This window comes from Flavobacterium sp. CFBP9031 (genome assembly GCF_034044945.1).
Taxonomy (GTDB): Bacteria; Bacteroidota; Bacteroidia; order Flavobacteriales; family Flavobacteriaceae; genus Flavobacterium.
In genome coordinates, this window is the sequence record NZ_JAXCWF010000013.1 from 91,195 (window position 1) to 111,752 (window position 20,558).

Below are 20,558 nucleotides of genomic sequence, written 5' to 3' on the forward strand. Positions count from 1 at the left end.
TTAAATAAACTTTACGTGATGCAATAATTATAAAACATAGAAATAGACCAACTATCCTAAATAGCAGGTCATTATCTTGTCATCAACTTCATACCACGAAAGTTTTAAACTATGTGATCGTGGCAGGTCTCCTGACTTATTCCATCTTTAAACGGCCTTCTCATTCGAAATAACGAACAATGGCATTAGTAATGTTTAAAGACTTAAATAGAACTTACAGTAGCGGGTCTGTTCAGGATTTACACCTGATTCCCTTTTAACTATTTCTTCTGAATTGAAAAAATAGACCAAAATCAGCCGCAAAGATAGAATTATCTTTTAAAAATGTAAATTCGAAAGATTTTAAAGCCTATTATTTTTTGTTTCTTCTAAAATTGATCGCATTAAAAGAATACGAAACCATCAAGTAACTCCAAAACGACAGTTTTTCTACGTCTTGTACCTTGGGAAGGTTTGTCATTGAATCTGTAGATTTATAAAATGAAAATGCACCGTTAATTTCTAACTCTTTAATAGGAACATATTTTATAGAAATATCATTTTCAAATCCTAAAAATTTTGACATTGTGTGATTTAAATTATTCTGCAAAGAATATTGTGTATAAAAAAGATGAAAATCTGAACGAAACGTAAGTTTTGAATTTATTGGAAACAAAGCAAACAAATATGGATTCACAAGACCTTTTCCTCCAACATCAGCAGGAAAACGTGTAAAAACATTCATGTTTCCATTAAACTTCCAAGTAACGCCATATAAAACATCAAAGTCTCCTGAATTTTCTTTCCCTGTCTGTAAACTGCTTCCGCTAATTATCTCCGCTCCTAATCGTAAAGTAGTTTTTGGCAATGATAATTTCACTTCTGGCTGGAAATAGTATGCAAACAAATGTTGCCCTTTTTGATTTCTACCAAATTGCAAATAGCTGTTTAAAGTATAATACCATTGCTTCTTTTTAAACTCAATTCTTCCTCCTGTAGTGGCGCGAGTGTATAGTGTTTCTGAATTTGTTTTCTCTAAAAAATCAACTGTATTTATAGAATTAAAAGAAAGATTTTTATTCGAATTATAACTAAAGTTGTACACTAGCATGTATTTGTATTTATTGGAAGCAACTGGAGAATAAGCACTTTCAAAACTTGTATTGTATTTTCTCGTAAAAACAAAGAAAAAATCATGGGCAAAATGTGGCGTATATTTCATAATTCGAATTCCTTCATGGGCTCTACCCTGCTGAGCCCAAGGCGCATCCGAAAATAATCTGCCGTTATCTAATAAAATATTTTGTCTTCCTAGACGAAAGTTTATGTCCTTAAATTTCGTTTCCAAAAACAACTGATAAAAATTTATGCTTCCGACTTTAGAATTTGAATTTGCTTCATCCCACAAATGAATTTCTTGTAAATCGGATTTTATAAACCATTTTTCACGCAAGTATTGCATTGAAACTCTATTTCTCTGCGTTATGTAAAAATAGGGATCTATCGAGTCATTTGGAGGAAGTATATAATTTGAAGTATATTCTGCTCTTGGACGTATTTCTATATTCATCAAAAACTGCTGCGACAAACTATCGCTTTTTTGTGCATTTAAATATCCACTAACTACTAAAAACAGTAAAAAGACAATTAATTTAAATGAGTTTGTCTGAATCATATATACAAATCCTATAAAATTACTATACAAATGTAATAATATAAGTAGTGTTATTTATTCTAGCAAAAAGACTTATTTGTGATATCGCTTCAAAGAAATAGCTAATAGGTTCAAAATTAATATTACTAAAGCAAAAAAACCACTCCTAAAAAAGAGTGGTTTAAAAAAGATATGAAGAAGAATGTTACTAACTCTACTTAAAAAAATAACCTACTGTTATTTGAAAAATTCGGTTCTTCATATCGCTGTTAATACTATAATTCGTGTTTGCGGTTACATCTTTAAAAACATCAGTATAAGAAACATTATATCTTGCATCTGCATAAAATTTGTCTTTAAACTGATAACCCAATCCAAAATTTAGAGAAGCATCTACTCCATTTGAATACTCTTTTAAATTCATTTCTTCATGGTTATCATAACCTAAAAAGTTGTCTTGATATTTATTGTTTGCTTTTAAAAGTATTCCTACTTGAGGCCCAGCTTGTAAACTCAACCCTTTAACAACATAATATTTCAGCATTACTGGAATGTTTAAATAGTTTAAGGCAATGGTGCTTTTGTAATGTGAGTTTTGAACTTCTGGATCTGAATAAGACAATTTCATTCCCTGCTGGCTGTATAATAACTCCGGCTGTACCGAGAAGTTTTTTGCCAACGGAATTTCAGCCATTAAACCGGCTGTAAATCCTGTTTTATCAGAGGAGTTCAATTCGTTATCATCAAACGTTAGGCTCGAAATATTCAAACCCGCTTTTACTCCCAGTTTCACCTTTTCGGTTTGGGCCATTACACCTGCACACATCATTAGTGCACAGATTATTAGCTTTGATTTTTTCATCGTATTTGTTTGTTTTTAGGAAGGGCAGTTCTACGCGAGAACTGCCATTTCTATCTGTATTTTTGTTACTTTTTAATGATCTTAGCCGTGTACTTTTTACCTTGAACTGTACAGTCTAAAATATAAACTCCAGTTGCAAGCTGACTTACATTTACGCTTGACGGAACAGCAGAATAGGTTTTACTCCAAACGGCATTGCCTTCCATAGAGTAAATTTTCATTTCAGCTTCTCCTTCTGCTTTTTCAGCCAAGAAGATATTAACATTATCTGCCACTGGATTTGGGAAAACTCGGAATGAATTTGTCAATTTTCCGATAAGCAACCCTTTAGAATCAATTGGAGCAGACATACTTGTACAGCCGTGTGCATTGGTTACTTGAAGACTATAACTTCCTTCCCAAATTGTAGCAACTGTTTTTTCGGTTGCATTTGGCAAAGGTCTTCCATTTAAATACCATTGGTAGCCAGCAGAATCACTAGAAGCTGTAATTTTATTTCCTTCTAATGCCTGGATTTCTGGAACTGTGTTTTCAAGAACATTAATCGTTGTAGTGAAAATTTTTCCTAATCCGTGTTCGTTGTAAACCGTTACGAAATAATCTCCGCTTTCTGTTGTAGTGAAAGTTGGATCTGTAGAACCATCAAACCACTCGTAAGCAGCATAATTTCCAGGATTTAAAACTACTTCTGGACCACAAACATCTCCGTTTGGAAGCTCAGATTCGAAAGTATCAAATACCACAGTTACTTTTTCAGTAAGGCTGCATCCATTTTCCAATGTTGCTGTTACGGTATAATCTCCTGCTTTATCAACATTGATAGAATTGGTAGTTTCACCAGAGCTCCATTTGTATGAAGTCGCTTCTAATTCTTTAGCAGAAAAGTTTCTCTCTGCATCCAGAAATACACTTTTACCTGCATAAGCATGGATAACTGACACATCAAACATTTTAAAATCTGACGGTACACCTTGGTATACATAATTCTTGATACTATTATTTTGTTCGATAGCATCGTTTTCCATTTTTGCATTCACGGCAAATACATGAGAATCTCCAGAGTCATCTAATTTAGGCTGTTTGATAAAAGTATAATCAATACTTTCGCCAACCGGAATTCCTGATGCAACGGCTTCTGAGATTTTTTCTGATGTATTACTATACTCCAAATCTAACTGGATAGAATTTTCTTTAATCGCAACTTGCCCTTCGTTTGTCAGTCTAACTTTTACTTCGCTATTGCCACAAATATCTTTTGGAGACAAAATTTGAACAGAAACATCTAAAACAGCCTCACTTATTACTTTAAGATCATCTAAAACCATATAAGAATACCCATCTGATTTTGCATGTCTAAAACGGAACAATACTGATTTTCCAGCATATTTGGTAATGTTTAAGACTGCTTTTTGCCATTCGGTATCTACATAAGTTCCTTGATTTGTTGCTCTCCAAGCTTCAGTCCATTCTCCGCCAACTGGCTTAATATCTACAATTAAAGCATCATTGACATTACTTTGCATAGCGTAATAAAACTCTAAAGCTGTAGCACTTGCAGATAGTTTATAAAGTGGAGAAATTAATTCGCTATAGTAATAATAACCTTCTAATTGACTGTATAAAAGTTTACCGTTAGCGTCTCCTGTTCGGTTTTTTAACGGAACCGTCAAATAGGTATTATCTGGAGTTGTAACCGCTCTCCAAGGATAATTTTCATCACTTTGATTCGAAATAAACCCTTTTGATCCAAATATTGAACCTTGCGTCAGGTTAGAGAAATCCTCATTGCTAAGTTCCAATGCTTTTTCAACAACTTGAAAAGATGCAGTAAGACTTTTAACATCTGTATTTGCCTCTCCATCGGCAGTTGCTTGTACTTTAATTTCATAATTTCCAGCTGCTAATTTAGGAAGACCGTCTATTTTATAAACAAGAGTTTCACCTTGTCGTATCGTTTTAGTTCTTTCTAATGAAACTGGTTCACCAATGGCGTTTCCGTTCTGAAGAATTTGATATTTGATAGTAACTTTCTCCAATGTTTTATAAGCTACATTTCTTGCATCAATATAAAACTCATGCGAAGGTACATCTTCATAAACCGTTTCACCCACAACTAAATTCGATAGCTGTAAATTACTTTTAGTTGGTGTAATTTCAATATTATCTACTGCAAAACCATTACCAAAAAAGCCGTTGTCATTTTGCTGAAAGGCAACCATAACACAAGAATTTCCAGCATAAGCACTTAAATCAACATTATATCCAAACCAAGCGCCATAATAAGGCATTTTAAACACCTCTTTCCAAGTTGTTCCACCATCGGTACTTACTTTTACAAAACCGTCTGACCATTGTTGCGGATCTCCAAAACCATCAAATGCTAAGTGTGCTTCTTTGTAATTGGTTAAATCAAATACTGGTGAAACCAGCATATCGTTTGAAGCATCACAATTGCATTTGTCATCATTACTTGCCATAAACTTGGTGTGATCTTCAAGAAACCATCCTGGAGAGCCTAAATCTGCTCGCACTCCATGTTTCCATCCTGCAGAACCTTTATTTTCAGAAGTTCTCCATCCTTTATATTTAGTATCGTCTTCAAAATCCATTTTGTACGGAAGTACAGAAACTTTCATGTCTTCATTATTCCAATTATCGTACGTTAATGTTACGGCATTGTTTCCTTGTTTAAGGTCTTTTGCCATGTCTTCAGGAAAAACAGAAACCGAAATCGTATGCTCTCCGATATTTTTTAGATTAATATTAGGAACAGAATAGTTTATCATGTCTTTAAACTTAGCGAAGTTTAAAGTTGTTTTTTCTGATTTTGAAAAAACTTCGACTTTTGCTGCATCCAGAATTTTAGTTGTAATAATAACTTCCTGACTTGCAGTCGCAAAATTGTTTGTTATTTTAGCAATTACTGCCGCATTATTATTATTGATATCACATTTACCAGCGTCTAATTTTGCCGATACAACTTCTAAATCGTAAGGCGCATCGCTCACTAAAATGTTATCTATAAATCCGCCTAAGAATCCGTCATAATAGTCATCCGATTTTACATGGAAACGAATAGCGGCTTTTTTTCCTGCTAATTCATTTAAACGAATTTGATACGGATCTTTTCTAAGTTGGGTATTTACACCTGTAAACCAAGCTCCATCAAATAAATCATTGCCATGTTCTATTTCTGGATAATTTACTGTATTTATTTTTTTCCAGCTTTTACCTTTATCCTCAGAATATTCAACAATTAAACCATCGTAAGTTCTATGCAGTAAATAATACAAATCGAATTCAACATATGGAGAAACTACATTAGTAAAATCGAAGATTGGAGATTCTAAAACGAAATCAGAATTAAGTCCCATTCTGTCAGTTCCTTTAAAGTCTACCATTCCCCACATATATTGTGATTTAACAGTTCTAAAAGTTGCAGGATAATTTTGAAATACAAACTTCTGATTCCCGCTTAACGCTTTTGTGTTCCATCCTCCAGGCGTTCTTTCGAATCCTTCACAATAAGGAAATTGCGCAATAACATCGCTGTAAGCAGCATTTATGATACTATTATTTGTCGTAACTGGATCTTTATCATAGCTTACATAAGCTTCGTAAGTGTGTAAGCCCGCCACTGATAAATCGACAGCAGTATCAAAAGATATTTTCATTTCTGAATTTCCCTTAAAAGCAGTCTGCAATGTCACATCTTTCCAAATTGTTGTGCTTCCTGCTTTGGTATCGGCATATCCAATTTTTAAAACAGTTCCCGCTGGAATATCTTGACAGCCTAAATTAAAAATCGTAATAGCCGGAGTATAACTTGTAGTCAGTAAATCTCCTGTATACATTGGAAGATCTAAAGCTGTAGCTTTAATATCAAAATCTTTTTGTGCAGTGGCAACATATATGCCTGTAACAAAAGAATATCCTTCTTCAACCCCAAAATCTACAATCGGATTAAGATCTACTTTTACTTCTACATAGGTCGTCGCATTTATTTGATACGGTATTGTGCTTTTTACTTCGATAGTTGTTTCTTCTCCAATTCCTAAATCTTTAGTAAAAGGAACTTTCCCATCATTGGTATAAAAAGTAATAAGTCTGCCAAGTGCGCTTGCCATGGCTCTTAATTTGAAATTTAAAACTTCATCCGCTTTAATAACAGAAGTTCCTGTATTTCTTAGTGTAATATAAAAAGGCTCGTCACCTTTTAATGGCCCGCAAGAAGTTGAAGGATTTTCTACCGAAACAATAGTTATTTGTCGATCTGCATAAGCTGTACCTACCCCAATGGCATACCAAGCATTAGTAACTTGTTTAAACTCTTCAGAACCTAAACCATACAAATCTTCTGTTGCCATCAAAGTTGCCTGACGCATGTCGCTAAAATTTGAAGACGGCGATAAATATTCTGTTAATGCTATGTAGGCAATCTTTTCAGCTTTAGCTAAACCAATCGGTTTAACCGTATAACTGTTATTAAGATCATTAACGCCTTCTCCACCTTCAGCCAAAAGATAAAACCAATAATTGATAATACCGCTGTTAATGTGCACACCTCCATTATCATACGATATGTTGGCTGGATTTACCCAATTTGTTCCTCCATAGGTATCAGGCTGTCCCTGCGCTTTTGGATTAGCCATGCTTCTTAAACTTCCGTGAGAATACAATTCGTCTCCCAAAAGCCAAATATCATTTTTAGTATCTCTTCCAGCATAAAATTCAATAGAAACCCCAAAAATATCACTAAAAGATTCGTTCATTGCACCCGATTCTCCTTGGTAAATTAATCCGGCAGAAAATTGTGTTACGGCGTGCGTTAATTCATGTCCAGTAATGGCCAAACTTACAAAAGGCTGGTTTTTACCATCTCCAAACTGCGCCCATCCTCCTGTCCAAGAGGCATTTTCTACATTGGTTCCTAAGTGAGCAAGACCAAAAATGGTCATTCCTTTGTCATCAACACTATTTCGGCTAAATTTTTCTTCGTAATAGTTTAAAGTCTTTTGCAATCCCCAATGAATATCGATTGCTACTTCATCGTGATCTTTGTTGTATAAATCATTCCAGTTATTATCTTCATCGATATATTCTGTAAGCACTTCATCAGATGCATGTTCTGCATGATTCATATTCAAAGTATAAATGGGCACTTTGTATTTTCCTTCCAAAGTTTCCAATCTATAGCCATCTGCATATTGAGTTGTACCAAAAGTAACATCTCCAGAGAATCTTGCTTTTCCTTTACCAATTGTACTTCTGCCATCAATAATAGGCGAAGAAGAAGAATGAAGATCTCTGCTTAAATCAATTTTTAAAATGACTTTTCCTGTATTAGCATCAACATAAATCGTCTGACTTGACTGCGGATTTGTAGCGAAAATATCGTACTTCCATGCCAAATGATATTCTGTTAATTCAGAAGAAAAATTAGGTCCCACATAAACCAATTCTCCTAGTGGTTTTGTACTGATTTTTTTATGGACTAAAGACGATAATTTTTTGCTTTGCCAAACATATTCTTTAGCATTTACTGTATTTAATGCATTTTGTAAAGCAGCCGACGCGTTTACTTTATAATTACTGTTTGCAGGCAATTTTTTACTGATATGCCCAAAAGCTTCAATTTTGCTCTTGTTATCTCTCACTTTATAAATCGCTCCTTCAACAGGAACAGCATTATGCATTTGCTGATAAGTAGCGAGACTTCTGCCGTGTTTATCTGAAACCGATCTCAGTTGCATCTTATCTGCACTCGAAAGTTCAAAATCTGATCTTTTAACTTCAAACACATTACGAATTGTCAGATTAGACGACTTTGCAAAAGATCTCACTTTTGTGCTGTCTGCACTTTGAACATTTTTAGCCGTTGAAGCGCTTTGACTTTTGTCAAAAAGTTTCTGACTAGCCTTTAATCTCTTATTTACATCATCACTTTCTTGTTGCGAAAGTGCTGTTCCATTGACACTTTTTTGAGGTGAAATAATGTTAGAATCATCATCCTGATTAGCATTCTGATCGGTCTTTTTTTGAGAAAGCTGCTCTTTTTTCTGATTAGCAGCTGGCGATTGTACGGCTGTCTGCGCATTAGATGTTTTGTTTTTTGGAAAAGGAGACTGAGCCATTCCAGCGGAACAGACCAAGAAACCTAACAAAAGAAACAAATACCTGGGTTTAGAGTAAATCTGGTTCATTTTTTTTAATTTAAAATTAGTATTAAGGCTGCGAGTTAATAGATGTGATGGTTGGCAGAAAACCACAAAAGCAAGCCCTTAGAATCAATTCGGCAGTTGATTCTTAGAACTTGCTTTCGTTATTTTTTGTAGAATTTTTAAGAGCGCACTCTTTTTTGTTTTTGTTTCTTCCAAAAGTTCTTCCAAACTTTTAGAAGGTTCTTCTTTTTTTGTGGTATTCATCCAAACTTCTTTTTGATAATCGTTTGGTAAAAATAGACGGACGCTATAAGGCTCGAAAAAAAAGGACTAATGCAAAAACACTCGTAGGCAGAAATAGAGCACTCACAAAACACTCTTTTTAAACTAAAAACAACTATATCAAACAGTTATACTTAAAATTATTTTACAATAAATCGCCTTTAAAACTGTTCAGATAAGTGGAAAGATTTACTTTTTCGTTGGTTAAATCGAACTTTTTACGCAATCTGGTTCTGGCATTTTCTATCGATTTAAAAGATTGTCCTGTAATTTGAGAAATTTCTTTTGTAGTTAAATCTAAATAAAGCAGCGCACAAAGTCGGCGCTCTTTTGGAGTAAGTGCCGGATAATCGATAGTCAATTTATCGAAGAAAGATTTATGAACCTGTTCAAAACTAATTTCAAATTCTTTCCAGATATCGGCATTCAAATCTTTTTCCAAACGTTTCAAAACAATATCAATTGCCTGCTGTAATTCTTTGTTGGCAGTTTTGAGTTTGATTTTTTTAAGATCGGTCAGGATTTCGTTGATATTATCGGTACGATGAATTTCGGCCATAGCCTTACCTACCAAAACCATATTTTTGGCTTCTAGACTTTGATTCAATTCCTGCTGTTTGGCTTTTAATTTTTCTTTTTCCAGCTGATTGGTAATATTTCGGTTTCGATAACGGATCAGCAAAAGAATTAAAGTCAATATTCCAATAACCAATATTAATCCAACCACATAATACTTGAATCTTGTTTTTTCTTCGACTAAAGTTCGAATCTGGCTTCGGACTTTATAATCTTGTTCGAGTTTTATTCTTTCTAGATTTACGGCCTTTTGTTCGATATTAATACTGTCACTAATTTTATTGAACTGCTGAAAATAAAAAACCGCATTTTTATAATCACCCATTTTTAAATAGGCTTCATAAAGTATTTTGTTCAAACGCATGCTAGAAAAACCAAATGGATTTCCTTGAGAATATTCTAAAGACTTTTTCGCATTTAAAATGACTTTATCCAGTTTTTTTTCTTGTAAATTATATTCGGAAAACGATTCAAAAACAAAGGCTTTTAGTGAATCATCGATAGGAGTATCTATTAATAAAAAAGCTTTTTCAAAATATAAATCAGCATTTTTTTTATCTCTTTTTAAACTATAAGCCCTAGCCAAATTGGTGTACACATAAACTGTTAAGGTATTGTTTTTTAGTTTTTTTGCAATCGCATCGGCTTTATGATAATAATGCAGGGATGAATCTAAGCTTTTACCAAGATAAGCTGTACCAATGTTGTTTAATATTTTTACCAGTTTTTCTGGCTGGTTCTTAGATTTCTGATAACGATATACATTTAGGAAATACTTGAGCGCTTTTTCTTGGTTATTGGTTTTTCCATAAGTAATGGCTAGATTATTTTCTACCTGAACAATTTCATCTTCAATGTTATTGCTTTTATAAATTTCATAAGCCTTTAAATAATATTGCAAGGTAATATCTAGTACGTCTTTTGAACTGTAAATTCCTCCAGCAGATAAATAAACTTTAGCTAAAGCTAAATCGGCTTTGTCTGTTTTTTTTGCCTCTGTTTCAGCCAGCTCTACATATTTTATCGCTCTATCCCAATCAGAATCTTGAAGTTGGGAAGCAATTTTTAGGGATAAATCCACTTTTTTTTCGTGATTGTCTATAGTGTTTAAACTATCAATCCATTCTTTTGTTGAAGGTTGCGGATAAATATAAAAAGTGGTGAAAATAAAAAATATGCAAAGTAATCGACCCATCGTGTATAAAAATGATAAAGATGGATTCAAAATTATACAAAATTATTAGTATTCAACAACAAACAGAAGAAATAAATGATATCTAAAAAATACTAAAAAGTTAATCATGATTTACAATTTGGCGAAAAAGCAGCAACTCTCCATTACTGTCTTTTTTCCAGACATTAATGCTTTTTCCTTTTACATTTCCGTGATTGTCACCATCGCGCCAATCAACGCTGTAGAAACCAAATTCTACAATTGCTTTTTGTGCATAAATAATATTTGAAGTTTCAATCGAAATTTGTTCGATACGCAGTGTGCCTGGTTTTTCATGTTCTGTAAAATAATCGGTAATTTCCTTTTCACCCGAAAGAATTGGAGTGTAATAAGTTAAATACATCGCATCCGGCATAAACATTTTGGCATGCTCTGCTCCTTGCCTATTTTGAACCAGCTCTTTAATGGTTTTATTTCTTTCTTTTACCTCTAAAGTTAATTTGTCTGTTGGAATATATTTTTTAGTCTTTGGAATTTCGATATCATTTATATCTGGAATATTTTTATCATCAAAATAACTTGATGAACCCCAGATTTCAGCTGCAATTGTAGGAGCTACGCCCTTTTTTGAAGGCTTTTTCCATAAAACAGCATATTTTCCAATATAAGAAAACGCTTTCTGTTCGTTTAGATTTAAGTCTTCATTAAAAGTTCCTATTTCCAAAACATAGTTTCCAAAATCCTGTAATTCTAAAATTGTTTTTTGATAGGAAGTAATTTTTGCCTGTTTCAACCATTGTTTGTAGAAATCCCGAATCGTTTTTATACCCACTCGTTGTCTGCTATGCTCAGGCATAAAGATGGCTTGATCTGTATACGCTTTTACTAAATCGTCTTGATTCCCTTTTGTAAAAGCAATTGCAAATGAGGCATTATAATCTTCAATCTGCTTTTTAATATCCGAATTTGTGCTGTTTTCCTGAGCAAAACTACCGACTGCAAAAAGGAAAAAGATAAAACTTAACCTATTCATACCAGAAATTATTTTATTGAACAATAAATATACAAAATATTAATATTCAATATCTTACAGTTAAAAAAAATATAAAAACAGGAATTAAAATCAATCGTTTAGAACATTTTCCCCTTTCATATATAAAAGAAAGAATCTTCAAAATCTCACAAGAATATATAGATAATTCAGTTTCAGCAGAAAACACTTTAATTTTGCTTATAAAGAAGTTAATTTTTCGACAAATAATTCCTAGCAAGACAATATTTGGTTTCATAAAATGTTTATATATAAAAGATTATGATGCATCTAATTTTTTAAATCAATACCACACAAGATTAATAGTAGAAAAACATGAAAAAAATATTTTTGATAATTGCCTTTGCTTCCTTTTCATTGCACAGTTTTGCTCAGGAACTTGATAATAAATTCAAATCGATTCCGGCAAAAAAATCTCCTGTAAAAGAAGTTATTCCGCCAGCAGAAGCTTCCCCTAAAGAAAACCCGCCAGCGCCTATTGAGAAGCCTGCACCGCTTCAGGTTAATCCAGACGAGTTGTTTAAAGACACTAATCTTTATAAGCCAGAAGCAAATGTTGAGGGAATATTTTATAGAAGAAATCAGTTTTTAGGTAATTTCAATACAACAGCCGTTACTTCGACCATTATGTATCGCGATGCCGCTTTTGTAGATGGCGATAAAGTAAAAGTATACTTAAACGATCAAGTAATTGAGCCTGAAGTTTTCTTAAATGGTGATTTTAAAAGTGTGAAAATAAACTTAGTAAAAGGAATCAACAAAATTGACATTGAAGCTTTAAACGAAGGTTTTGCTTCTCCAAATACAGCCGAATTTAAAGTTTATGACGATAAAGGCCAGGTTATTTCGTCAAGCGAATGGAATGTTGGTACGGGCTACAAAGCTGTTATTGTATTAGTTAAAGAATAAAACTTTCTAACAGAAATCGTTTGAAATCATAAAAAACACTTAAAACTGCTGGTCTCAGCAGTTTTTTTGTTGTATATATGTAGCTAACTACGTAGTTTTGTACACATATTTAATTTACTAGACAAATGCACATTCAGCCTATACAAAATAAGTACGAAAATGAAATCGTAGATTTGATTTTACACATTCAGCAAAAAGAATTTAATGTTCCTGTGACTTTAGAAGATCAGCCTGATTTATTGGATATTGAGAACTTTTACTATAAGCCAGGCGGGATTTTTCTTGGTGCTTTTATAGACGAAAAATTAGTTGGCACAATTGCTTTGGTAAAATTCAATTCTGAAGCTGCAGCAATCAGAAAAATGTTCGTTAAGAAAGAATACAGAGGTAAAGAATTTCAAATTGCTCAGCAATTATTAGAGCAACTAATTGCATACAGCAAAGAAAAAGGAATTAAAGACTTATATTTAGGAACGGTTTCTTTATTGCAGGCGGCTTTACGTTTTTACGAAAAGAATAATTTTGTAACAATCGAAAAAGAAGCGCTTCCAACTGATTTTCCATTAATGAAACCCGATAATGTTTTTTGTCATTTAAACCTAAATCAATAAAAATGAATATAATTGACGAGATTGGAATATTAGCCATATCAACGCGGTTGCAGCGTCTGAGCGAACAGTTGCGCAAAGACGGTGCTTTAATTTATAAATCTTTTGATATTGATTTTGAACCGAAATGGTTTCCTGTAATCTATACGCTTCACATTAAAGAAATGCTAAGTGTTGTAGAAATTGCGAGCGAAATTGGCTATAGCCATCCGTCAACTATAAGTTTATTGAAGGAATTAGAAAAACAAAAACTTATCAGTTCTAAAAAAGACAAATTAGACGAACGCAAGAGATTAATTGTGCTTACCGCCAAAGGAAAAGAACTGGTCGTAAAAATGCAACCCGTTTGGACGGTGATGAAAAATGCTTTAAACGAAATCACCGATAATCAGAACAATCTTTTGAGAGCTATTGAAGAAACGGAGCAAAAACTGGCTACACAAGGATTTTTTAAGAGAATTTCAGAATTCAAAAGCTGATTTACTCTTTACCCGTAATCTTTTTTCTGTGATTATGTCCCCATTTTGCTAAAGAATCAATTACCTCTTTTAAAGTATGCCCATATTCTGTTAATTGATATTCAACTGTTATGGGCTGCGTATTCAAAACGGTTCTTGTAACCAATTGGTTTTCTTCAAGGTTTTTTAGTTCTCTGCTCAACATTTTTCCCGAAATGCCTTCTACTTCCCGCAATAAATCGGTAAATCTTAAGGTGTTAAAACAAAGTGATGCAATTATAGAAATTTTCCATCTTCCGTTTAAGATGTACATAGCATCATGCACCGCCATAATGTGCTGCGTGCATTTTTTAGGATCGTGGTCGAGTTGTTTTAGCATGTTCTATTATAAGTTACCTCGATGTTACAGTTACTTTTGGTAATCGGATGACAAAAATACACTTAAGGTGTTTACATTTGAAAACAATTTTTAATTAATAAAGAAAAATGGCCTTAATAGATGCACTAAAGTGGCGTTATGCTACAAAAAAAATGAACGGACAAGCTGTTCCGCAAGAAAAAGTAGATTATATTCTTGAAGCTGCAAAGCTTGCTCCATCTTCTTCTGGATTACAGCCTTACAAGATTTTCGTTATCACAAACAAAGAATTAAAAGACAAACTTAGAGCGGTTAGTTTTGACCAGAGTCAAGTTACAGATGCTTCTCACGTTTTGGTATGGGCTGCTTGGGACGGCTATAGTTTAGAAAAAATTTCTGCTGTTTTTGACAGAACAATTGCTGAAAGAGGAATTCCTGCTGATGCAATGGACGAATACAAACAAAGACTTTGGGGAATGTACGAGCCACTTGGACAAGAATGGCATGCTAACCACGCTGCAAAACAAGCTTACATTTCGTTTGGTGTTGCAATCGCTGCAGCTGCAGAACAAGAAGTAGATGCAACTCCAATGGAAGGTTTTATTCCTGCTGAAGTAGACAGCCTTTTAGGTTTAAACGAACTTGGATTAAAGAGTGTTTTAGTTTTACCTCTAGGATACAGAGATCATGAAAATGATTGGTTGGTAAACATGAAAAAAGTAAGAACTCCGCAAGAAGATTTTATAACAGAAATCAAGTAAAAAATTATTTTTTGCTTAAATGAAAATGCTTTTGAAATGGTGCAGCAGCGCTTTTTCAGAAGCATTTTTTGTTTAATTATTTCATTTTCAAATCAAAACAAAATTCAATTTAAGGAAACGAAAAAACTGATTTTTAGAACTTATGTTAATTTTATTATTTGCATAAAAATAGGTACGTATTACGGATAATTAAATAATATTGTATAACTAATTTTGCTTTATCCAAAACGATTCATTCTAATTAAATCCTAAAAACCTATGTCTGATTTCTTAACGCAATTTGGGGAAGACCTAAAAAAGAACGTCCCAGGTTTCATCGCAGTATCTGTTGCTGAAATCGCAAGCGGTATGTCATATTATTCACACTCTGCAGTTGCAGATTTTGACCCAGAATTGGCATCTGCATACAACCTTGAAGTAGTAAAAGCCAAAATGAATGCTATTAAAGCTTTGAATTTAAACGGTCAAGTTATTGACAATGTAATGATTACATTAAGCTCTCAAATTCACATTATCGACGTTTCTGATAATCAAGATTATTTTATTTATTTGGCTGTAGATTCTACAAAAGCTAATTTAGGTATGACAAAATCTATCCTTAATAAGTATAAAAAAGAAATCGCAGGTAAATTGTAACAAAGTTTTGCCCCCCCTTGATAAAAAGGAATAGTCGTTCGCGAGTATTCCTTTTTATTTTTTAAACCTGTTTTTATGTCGCTCCTCCGGAGCTTTATATCTTTTGTGCTATTTCTTTCTATAAATATTGCGCTCCTCCGGAGCTCTGCTATATAACTCAAAGCCCAAAGTGAGCGAAATATATCGGCACAATCAATACTATTCAGAAAACGCAAAAAAACATTTTATTTTTTATTCCAACTTGATCTTCATTTCTTCAAAATATTTTATATTTCGAAACCTAAATAAGGAATTATATAAATGGAATTACGCGCTTATTTTGAAAAATATTCTGATGAAGCAACTTGTATTGAAGAGCTCAAAAACAAACGTCTAGAAAATGGACTTTTGTGCCGAAAATGTGGGCATAACGTACATTCTTTTCGTCAGAATGATTTAAAATTTCAGTGCAGAAAATGCGGCAGCAGAACAAGTCTAAGATCAGGAACTGTAATGGAAAACTCCAATCTCCCTATTCGTTATTGGATGATTTGCATTGAATTAATGACACTTTCCCACCGAAAAATATCTATTCTTAAAATTCAATATTTGCTTGGCCACAAAAGATACGAGCCGATTTGGCTGATGGTACAGAAGATTCGTCTCGTAATGAAGATTAGAGACGAAAAATACAGATTGCGTGCTTACTCCGAATTTGACCCTGAATTTCTTCAAAAAATTGACAAACTTGCGATAGAGAAAAAAACTCAAAAATTGTGAATTGTGGATTGTGAAATGTGAATGGTGAAATGTGAAAACCGCAATAAAAATAGCCACAGATTACAGGATTAAAATGATTTTAAAATCTGTGTTAATCTTGTAATCTGTGGCTTTATACTTTTATTTGAGATGGATGAATCTTGCGGAGGCTTCGACTACGCTCAGCCTGAAAATATCAGAAAGTTATAGCTATCCTACATAACCTTCAACAATTAACAATTCACCATTCACAATTAATCATTAACCATTATTTCTTCTTATTCTTCTTTGCTTTAGATCTTTTTGCTTTCTTTTTAGCAATCTTTTTCGCTTTTGCTTTTTCCTTTGCTTTTTGAGCTTTTGCTTTCTTTTTAGCTTTAGCTTTTAGTTTTGCTTTTTTAGCTTTCTCTTTCTTTTTATCTTTTGCTTTTTCTTTTTTCTTAGCAACAGCTTTTTTCTTTTTCTCTTTGTCTTTCTCTTTTTCTTTCATTTTTTTACTCTTTTTAGATTTTGGCTGATTGTTGTTTTCTTCAGATGTTTCTTCTTCAGCCTCAGATGAAATTCCTTCTATTTGTATTGGTTCTTGCACTGCTTCTTCTGCTGTACTACCCTCTTTTTCTGCCACTTTCTTTGGAGCTCTTTTAGGTTTTGGTTTTGCTTCTGGAGTTTCAGCAGATTCTAGAACTGGAGTCTCTTTTTGTTCGATTTCGTCATTAGAGATAACCGAAACAGCTTCTGCCTCCTGATTGATTTCATCAACAAGTATTTCTTTTGCCATTATTCTGTTAATTTTAAGAAATTGATTAAATTTATTTTGAATTAAACTAATTTTTAATGTTATTAAATCATTAAATTAACATCAAAAAATAATAAACAAATATAGATTGAAAAAGACATTCGCCAATGTTAAGTTTTTCATCGCTCCTAAAAAACAAACACAAACAACTAATATACAACAACTTATCCAATGTTAAGTTTTTCATCGCACTTTTTATCGAATTAGAAAGTCTCTTATAAGCTTTCTATAAGTGATTCTTTTCTTAGAAATAAAATACATTTTGTTTACTTTCACTTTAAAATTTGATAAAATGTTCAACGATTTAGCATACAAATCCATAAAACCCAGCAAAAAGCTCTTAGATTTTGTAGATAGCTTTTGGTGCATGCAAAATAAATCGGATCAAACATTGCAAACGATTGGCCTTCCTGATGGACGAATTGATTTGTCTTTAATGAAAACCGCCAAAACTTCTTTTCAAATTAGACTTTTAGGTTTAGGAACGCAACAGTATGAAAAAGGGATAATTCCAGCCAATAGCTTAACCTTTGTCATTAGCTTTAAACTTCCTGCTGTTGAGCATATCTTCCGCGAAAGCATTACTGAAATTTTAAACTCAGGAAAACTGCTTGAAAACAACTTTTGGGATTTTAACGAAAATGATTTAGATGATTTTGAATTGTTTTGCGAAAAAGCTTCTTCAAAAATCGAGTCTTTATTAGTAAAGGAAATAGATACTCGAAAACAAAAACTATTCAAATTAATTTATGAAACCAACGGAAATCTGACCGTAAAAGAATTATCCGAGCAATCTAATTGGAGCAGCCGTCAAATTAATCGGTATTTTAATCAATATTTTGGTGTTTCGCTAAAGGCCTATTGTTCGATTCTTCGTTTTCGTGCTTCATTAGAACATATTGCAAAAGGGAAACTTTTTCCAGAGGAGAATTTTACAGATCAAACACATTTCATAAAAGAAATCAAAAAAATTTCGGGTTCGCTGCCAAAAGAGCTTTTTCAAAACAAAAATGACCGATTTATACTATTATCTGCTCTTTCCTCTAAATAATTTTGCAACATAGATTTTAACTACAAACTATGTTACTACAAAATAAACAGGTTGCCATTGTTGGCGGCGGAATGGGCGGTTTAGTATTAGCCCGTCTTTTACAGTTGCAAAATATAAATGTAAAGGTTTACGAAAGAGACCTCAACTCAAAAATTCGTGTACAAGGTTCTCCATTAGATTTACACGAAGATTCAGGTTTAATAGCCATGGAAAAAGCAAATTTACTAGATGAGTTTTACAAAAAGATTCGCCCAAATGCTAGTAAAGCTCGAATTGTAAATCAGAATTTTGAATTGAAATTTGATGAGCATACTATTAAAAAAACGGCTTTTCAAGAAACTTCAAACGCAAACCATGATTCACTTCAGGATATATCAAAACCACGTCCAGAAATAGATCGCTCAGAACTTCGAGCTGTTTTATTGCTTTCGCTTTTACCAGAAACCATCGTTTGGGATAGTCAATTCCTTTCAATGGAAAAAGAAAATAATGGCTGGAGATTGTTCTTTAAAAATGGAAAAAATGTTTATGCCGATTTGGTAATTGGCGCAGATGGAGCAAATTCTAAAATTCGTTCTTATCTAAGCACGCAAAAATCCATTTATTCTGGCATAACAATGATTGAAGGTACAATTTATAATGCCCAAGAAAATGCTCCTAAGCTTTTTGAATTTTCAAAAGGCGGAAAAGTGCTCGCTTTAGGAAATGAACAGACGATTATGTACGGCACAAAAGGAGACGGTTCTTTAATGTTTCTTCTTAGCAGTAAAATTCCTGAGAACGAGATTGCAGAAAAGGATTTGGATTTTAAAAACAATCAGATGATTTTTGATTGGTTTGAAGAGGTTTATAAAGATTGGAGTTCTGAGTGGCATGAATTTTTTAAAAGTGAAGAATTGCACTTTATATTTCGTCCGCAGTATTATTTTCCACAAAATCAATCTTGGGAAACACAAGAAAACCTGACCATTCTTGGCGATGCAGCACATAAAATGCTTCCTTTTGCAGGAAAAGGCGCTAATCTGGCTATGCTTGATGCTTTTGAATTGGCAGATTGTTTAACGAATAATCTATTTTCTGATATGAAAACTGCTATTTCTTATTTTGAAAAAAGAATGCTAAAAAGAGCTGCGAAGGCCTTAAATGACACTTTAAGCAACGGTGAACAACTGCATTCTAAAAATGCCTTAGAAAGACTGCTTTCTATATTTAACCCGCCCGTATAAACTTAATTATTTTTATATCAAATACTTACATTTTTTATTTAAATTTACATATACCCGAAAAAGCATACTTTAAGAATTATAAGCCAATATAATTTTCACTAAACAAATTATACAATGAGGCATTTTCTACTTTTACTCTTTTTTACAGCTTTTATTTCTCCTTCTTTTGGTCAAAAAATTACCGATTCGGTTCCGAAAAAAACAAAAGAAAAGAAAATCGAACTGCGAGTAATGCCTTATCTAAGCTATAATCGGAATCTTGATTTTATGTTTGGTGCAATTCCGATGATGATGTATAAAGTGAATGAAGCCGATACTATTTCGCCGAAATCATTGTCTGGAATGTCGGCCATTTATACTACCAATAAATCGTATGTATTAGCATTCTTTAATAAATGGTATTTAAATGAAGACAAATGGCGTTTGAAATTTTTCTTTTTTACTGGAAATCAGAATTCTCAGTTTTATGTGGATGATATCGATCAGCCCGATTTTTACGATTATGGAACCAAAACAACTATCTTGAGTTTGGGAGGTCAGCGCAAAATTCTTGGCAAGTTTTATGGCGGACTTTCTTATACTTATGCACATTACAATACCGTTTATGAAGAAGATATTTCTCCTTCTTCTATTTCTCACAGTAATGCAGTTGTCTTTAATTTATTGTACGATACGAGAGATGCCGTTTACTATCCGACAACGGGTTACAAAATTAGAATGGACTGGTCTACTTATCCGAAATTTTTAGATAACGAACTGGCATCGAATCGAATTTCTTTTCAAGCCAATAAATATTTCCCAACCCGAGAAGGCAAAGATATTATTGCGGCACGTTTTTACGGAAAGTTCGGTCTTGGAAATGTTGCATTTGAACAGCAAAGCACTATTGGCGGAACAGATATTCGCGGTTATTCTGAAGGAAAATACAGGGGTTCAGGATTAATGGATATTCAAGGCGAATACCGATACAACTTTGGAAAGAAAATGGGATTGGTTGGCTTTTTTGGTATCGCAACCATTTACGGTTCTGACACTCCAAACTTTGACTGGAAAATGTATCCTGGAGGCGGCGTGGGTTACCGATACAATCCTTTCAAAAAATCGAAATTCAATGTTGGCCTGGACGGTGCAGTCGGTAAAGGAGACTGGGGAATTTATTTTAGAATTGGTGAAGCATTTTAATTTTCAAAAAATATTCATAAAAGGGCTGTGTCAAAAAAGACAGCCCTTTGTTATTTCTCATAATTTACCTTCTGCCCGACTTTACTGGAGCTTTGA

The 20,558-nt window shown here is 33.3% G+C and carries 16 protein-coding genes, 1 pseudogene and 1 riboswitch; of the genes and pseudogenes, 9 read left to right on the forward strand and 8 right to left on the reverse strand.

Annotated features, from left to right (window positions below):
* Positions 1–104: 104 nt before the first annotated feature.
* Positions 105–307, reverse strand: a riboswitch (cobalamin riboswitch).
* A 45-nt stretch (positions 308–352) separates the two neighbouring features.
* From SOM12_RS19930 to SOM12_RS19955, 6 genes are all read right to left on the reverse strand, one after another.
* A complete protein-coding gene (locus SOM12_RS19930) occupies positions 353–1,654 on the reverse strand; it encodes an alginate export family protein (protein ID WP_320495077.1) in 1,302 nt (433 codons plus the stop codon).
* Positions 1,655–1,847: 193 nt separating this feature from the next.
* A complete protein-coding gene (locus SOM12_RS19935) occupies positions 1,848–2,495 on the reverse strand; it encodes a porin family protein (RefSeq protein ID WP_320495078.1) in 648 nt (215 codons plus the stop codon).
* A gap of 65 nt (positions 2,496–2,560) precedes the next feature.
* Positions 2,561–8,698 carry a M4 family metallopeptidase gene (locus SOM12_RS19940; protein WP_320495079.1) on the reverse strand — a complete coding sequence of 2,046 codons (6,138 nt, stop codon included), beginning with the start codon at positions 8,696–8,698 and terminating at the stop codon, positions 2,561–2,563.
* An 84-nt stretch (positions 8,699–8,782) separates the two neighbouring features.
* Positions 8,783–8,920 carry a hypothetical protein gene (locus tag SOM12_RS19945; RefSeq protein WP_320495080.1) on the reverse strand — a complete coding sequence of 46 codons (138 nt, stop codon included), beginning with the start codon at positions 8,918–8,920 and terminating at the stop codon, positions 8,783–8,785.
* 163 nt (positions 8,921–9,083) lie between these two features.
* Positions 9,084–10,709 carry a hypothetical protein gene (locus SOM12_RS19950; protein ID WP_320495081.1) on the reverse strand — a complete coding sequence of 542 codons (1,626 nt, stop codon included), beginning with the start codon at positions 10,707–10,709 and terminating at the stop codon, positions 9,084–9,086.
* Between the two features lie 100 nt (positions 10,710–10,809).
* Entirely contained in the window at positions 10,810–11,721 is a 912-nt protein-coding gene (locus tag SOM12_RS19955; protein ID WP_320495082.1) for a nuclear transport factor 2 family protein, read from the reverse strand.
* 333 nt (positions 11,722–12,054) lie between these two features.
* Between SOM12_RS19955 and SOM12_RS19960 the strand changes: the two genes are divergently transcribed.
* From SOM12_RS19960 to SOM12_RS19970, 3 genes are all read left to right on the forward strand, one after another.
* Complete coding sequence (locus SOM12_RS19960) at positions 12,055–12,648, forward strand: hypothetical protein (protein WP_095927538.1); 594 nt, start codon at positions 12,055–12,057, stop codon at positions 12,646–12,648.
* A 125-nt stretch (positions 12,649–12,773) separates the two neighbouring features.
* A complete protein-coding gene (locus SOM12_RS19965; protein WP_320495083.1) occupies positions 12,774–13,259 on the forward strand; it encodes a GNAT family N-acetyltransferase in 486 nt (161 codons plus the stop codon).
* A 2-nt stretch (positions 13,260–13,261) separates the two neighbouring features.
* Positions 13,262–13,735: a MarR family winged helix-turn-helix transcriptional regulator gene (locus tag SOM12_RS19970; RefSeq protein WP_095927540.1), complete on the forward strand. Its 474-nt coding sequence runs from the start codon at positions 13,262–13,264 to the stop codon at positions 13,733–13,735.
* A gap of 1 nt (position 13,736) precedes the next feature.
* On the opposite strand, the gene SOM12_RS19975 is transcribed toward SOM12_RS19970, so the two are convergent.
* Positions 13,737–14,093 carry a winged helix-turn-helix transcriptional regulator gene (locus tag SOM12_RS19975; protein ID WP_248726529.1) on the reverse strand — a complete coding sequence of 119 codons (357 nt, stop codon included), beginning with the start codon at positions 14,091–14,093 and terminating at the stop codon, positions 13,737–13,739.
* A 107-nt stretch (positions 14,094–14,200) separates the two neighbouring features.
* Between SOM12_RS19975 and SOM12_RS19980 the strand changes: the two genes are divergently transcribed.
* From SOM12_RS19980 to SOM12_RS19990, 3 genes and pseudogenes are all read left to right on the forward strand, one after another.
* The gene (locus tag SOM12_RS19980; protein ID WP_095927541.1) at positions 14,201–14,833 is read left to right on the forward strand and encodes a nitroreductase family protein; all 633 of its coding nucleotides are present in this window, start codon (positions 14,201–14,203) and stop codon (positions 14,831–14,833) included.
* 258 nt (positions 14,834–15,091) lie between these two features.
* Positions 15,092–15,469, forward strand: a complete 378-nt coding sequence (locus SOM12_RS19985) for a hypothetical protein (protein ID WP_095927542.1) — start codon at positions 15,092–15,094, stop codon at positions 15,467–15,469.
* 300 nt (positions 15,470–15,769) lie between these two features.
* Positions 15,770–16,219 (forward strand): annotated as a pseudogene (locus SOM12_RS19990) (transposase); the annotation flags it as partial.
* Positions 16,220–16,475: 256 nt separating this feature from the next.
* Here SOM12_RS19990 and SOM12_RS19995 read toward each other — a convergent pair.
* The gene (locus tag SOM12_RS19995) at positions 16,476–16,985 is read right to left on the reverse strand and encodes a hypothetical protein (RefSeq protein ID WP_320495084.1); all 510 of its coding nucleotides are present in this window, start codon (positions 16,983–16,985) and stop codon (positions 16,476–16,478) included.
* 310 nt (positions 16,986–17,295) lie between these two features.
* Here SOM12_RS19995 and SOM12_RS20000 point away from each other — a divergent pair, with 310 nt between their 5' ends.
* The 3 genes from SOM12_RS20000 (at position 17,296) to SOM12_RS20010 (ending at position 20,462) form a co-directional block, all read left to right on the forward strand.
* Positions 17,296–18,054, forward strand: coding sequence for an AraC family transcriptional regulator (locus SOM12_RS20000; RefSeq protein ID WP_320495085.1), 759 nt, complete (start codon positions 17,296–17,298; stop codon positions 18,052–18,054).
* Positions 18,055–18,083: 29 nt separating this feature from the next.
* Positions 18,084–19,280: an NAD(P)/FAD-dependent oxidoreductase gene (locus SOM12_RS20005; protein WP_320495086.1), complete on the forward strand. Its 1,197-nt coding sequence runs from the start codon at positions 18,084–18,086 to the stop codon at positions 19,278–19,280.
* 114 nt (positions 19,281–19,394) lie between these two features.
* Positions 19,395–20,462 carry a BamA/TamA family outer membrane protein gene (locus SOM12_RS20010; RefSeq protein ID WP_320495087.1) on the forward strand — a complete coding sequence of 356 codons (1,068 nt, stop codon included), beginning with the start codon at positions 19,395–19,397 and terminating at the stop codon, positions 20,460–20,462.
* Positions 20,463–20,558 lie beyond the last annotated feature (96 nt).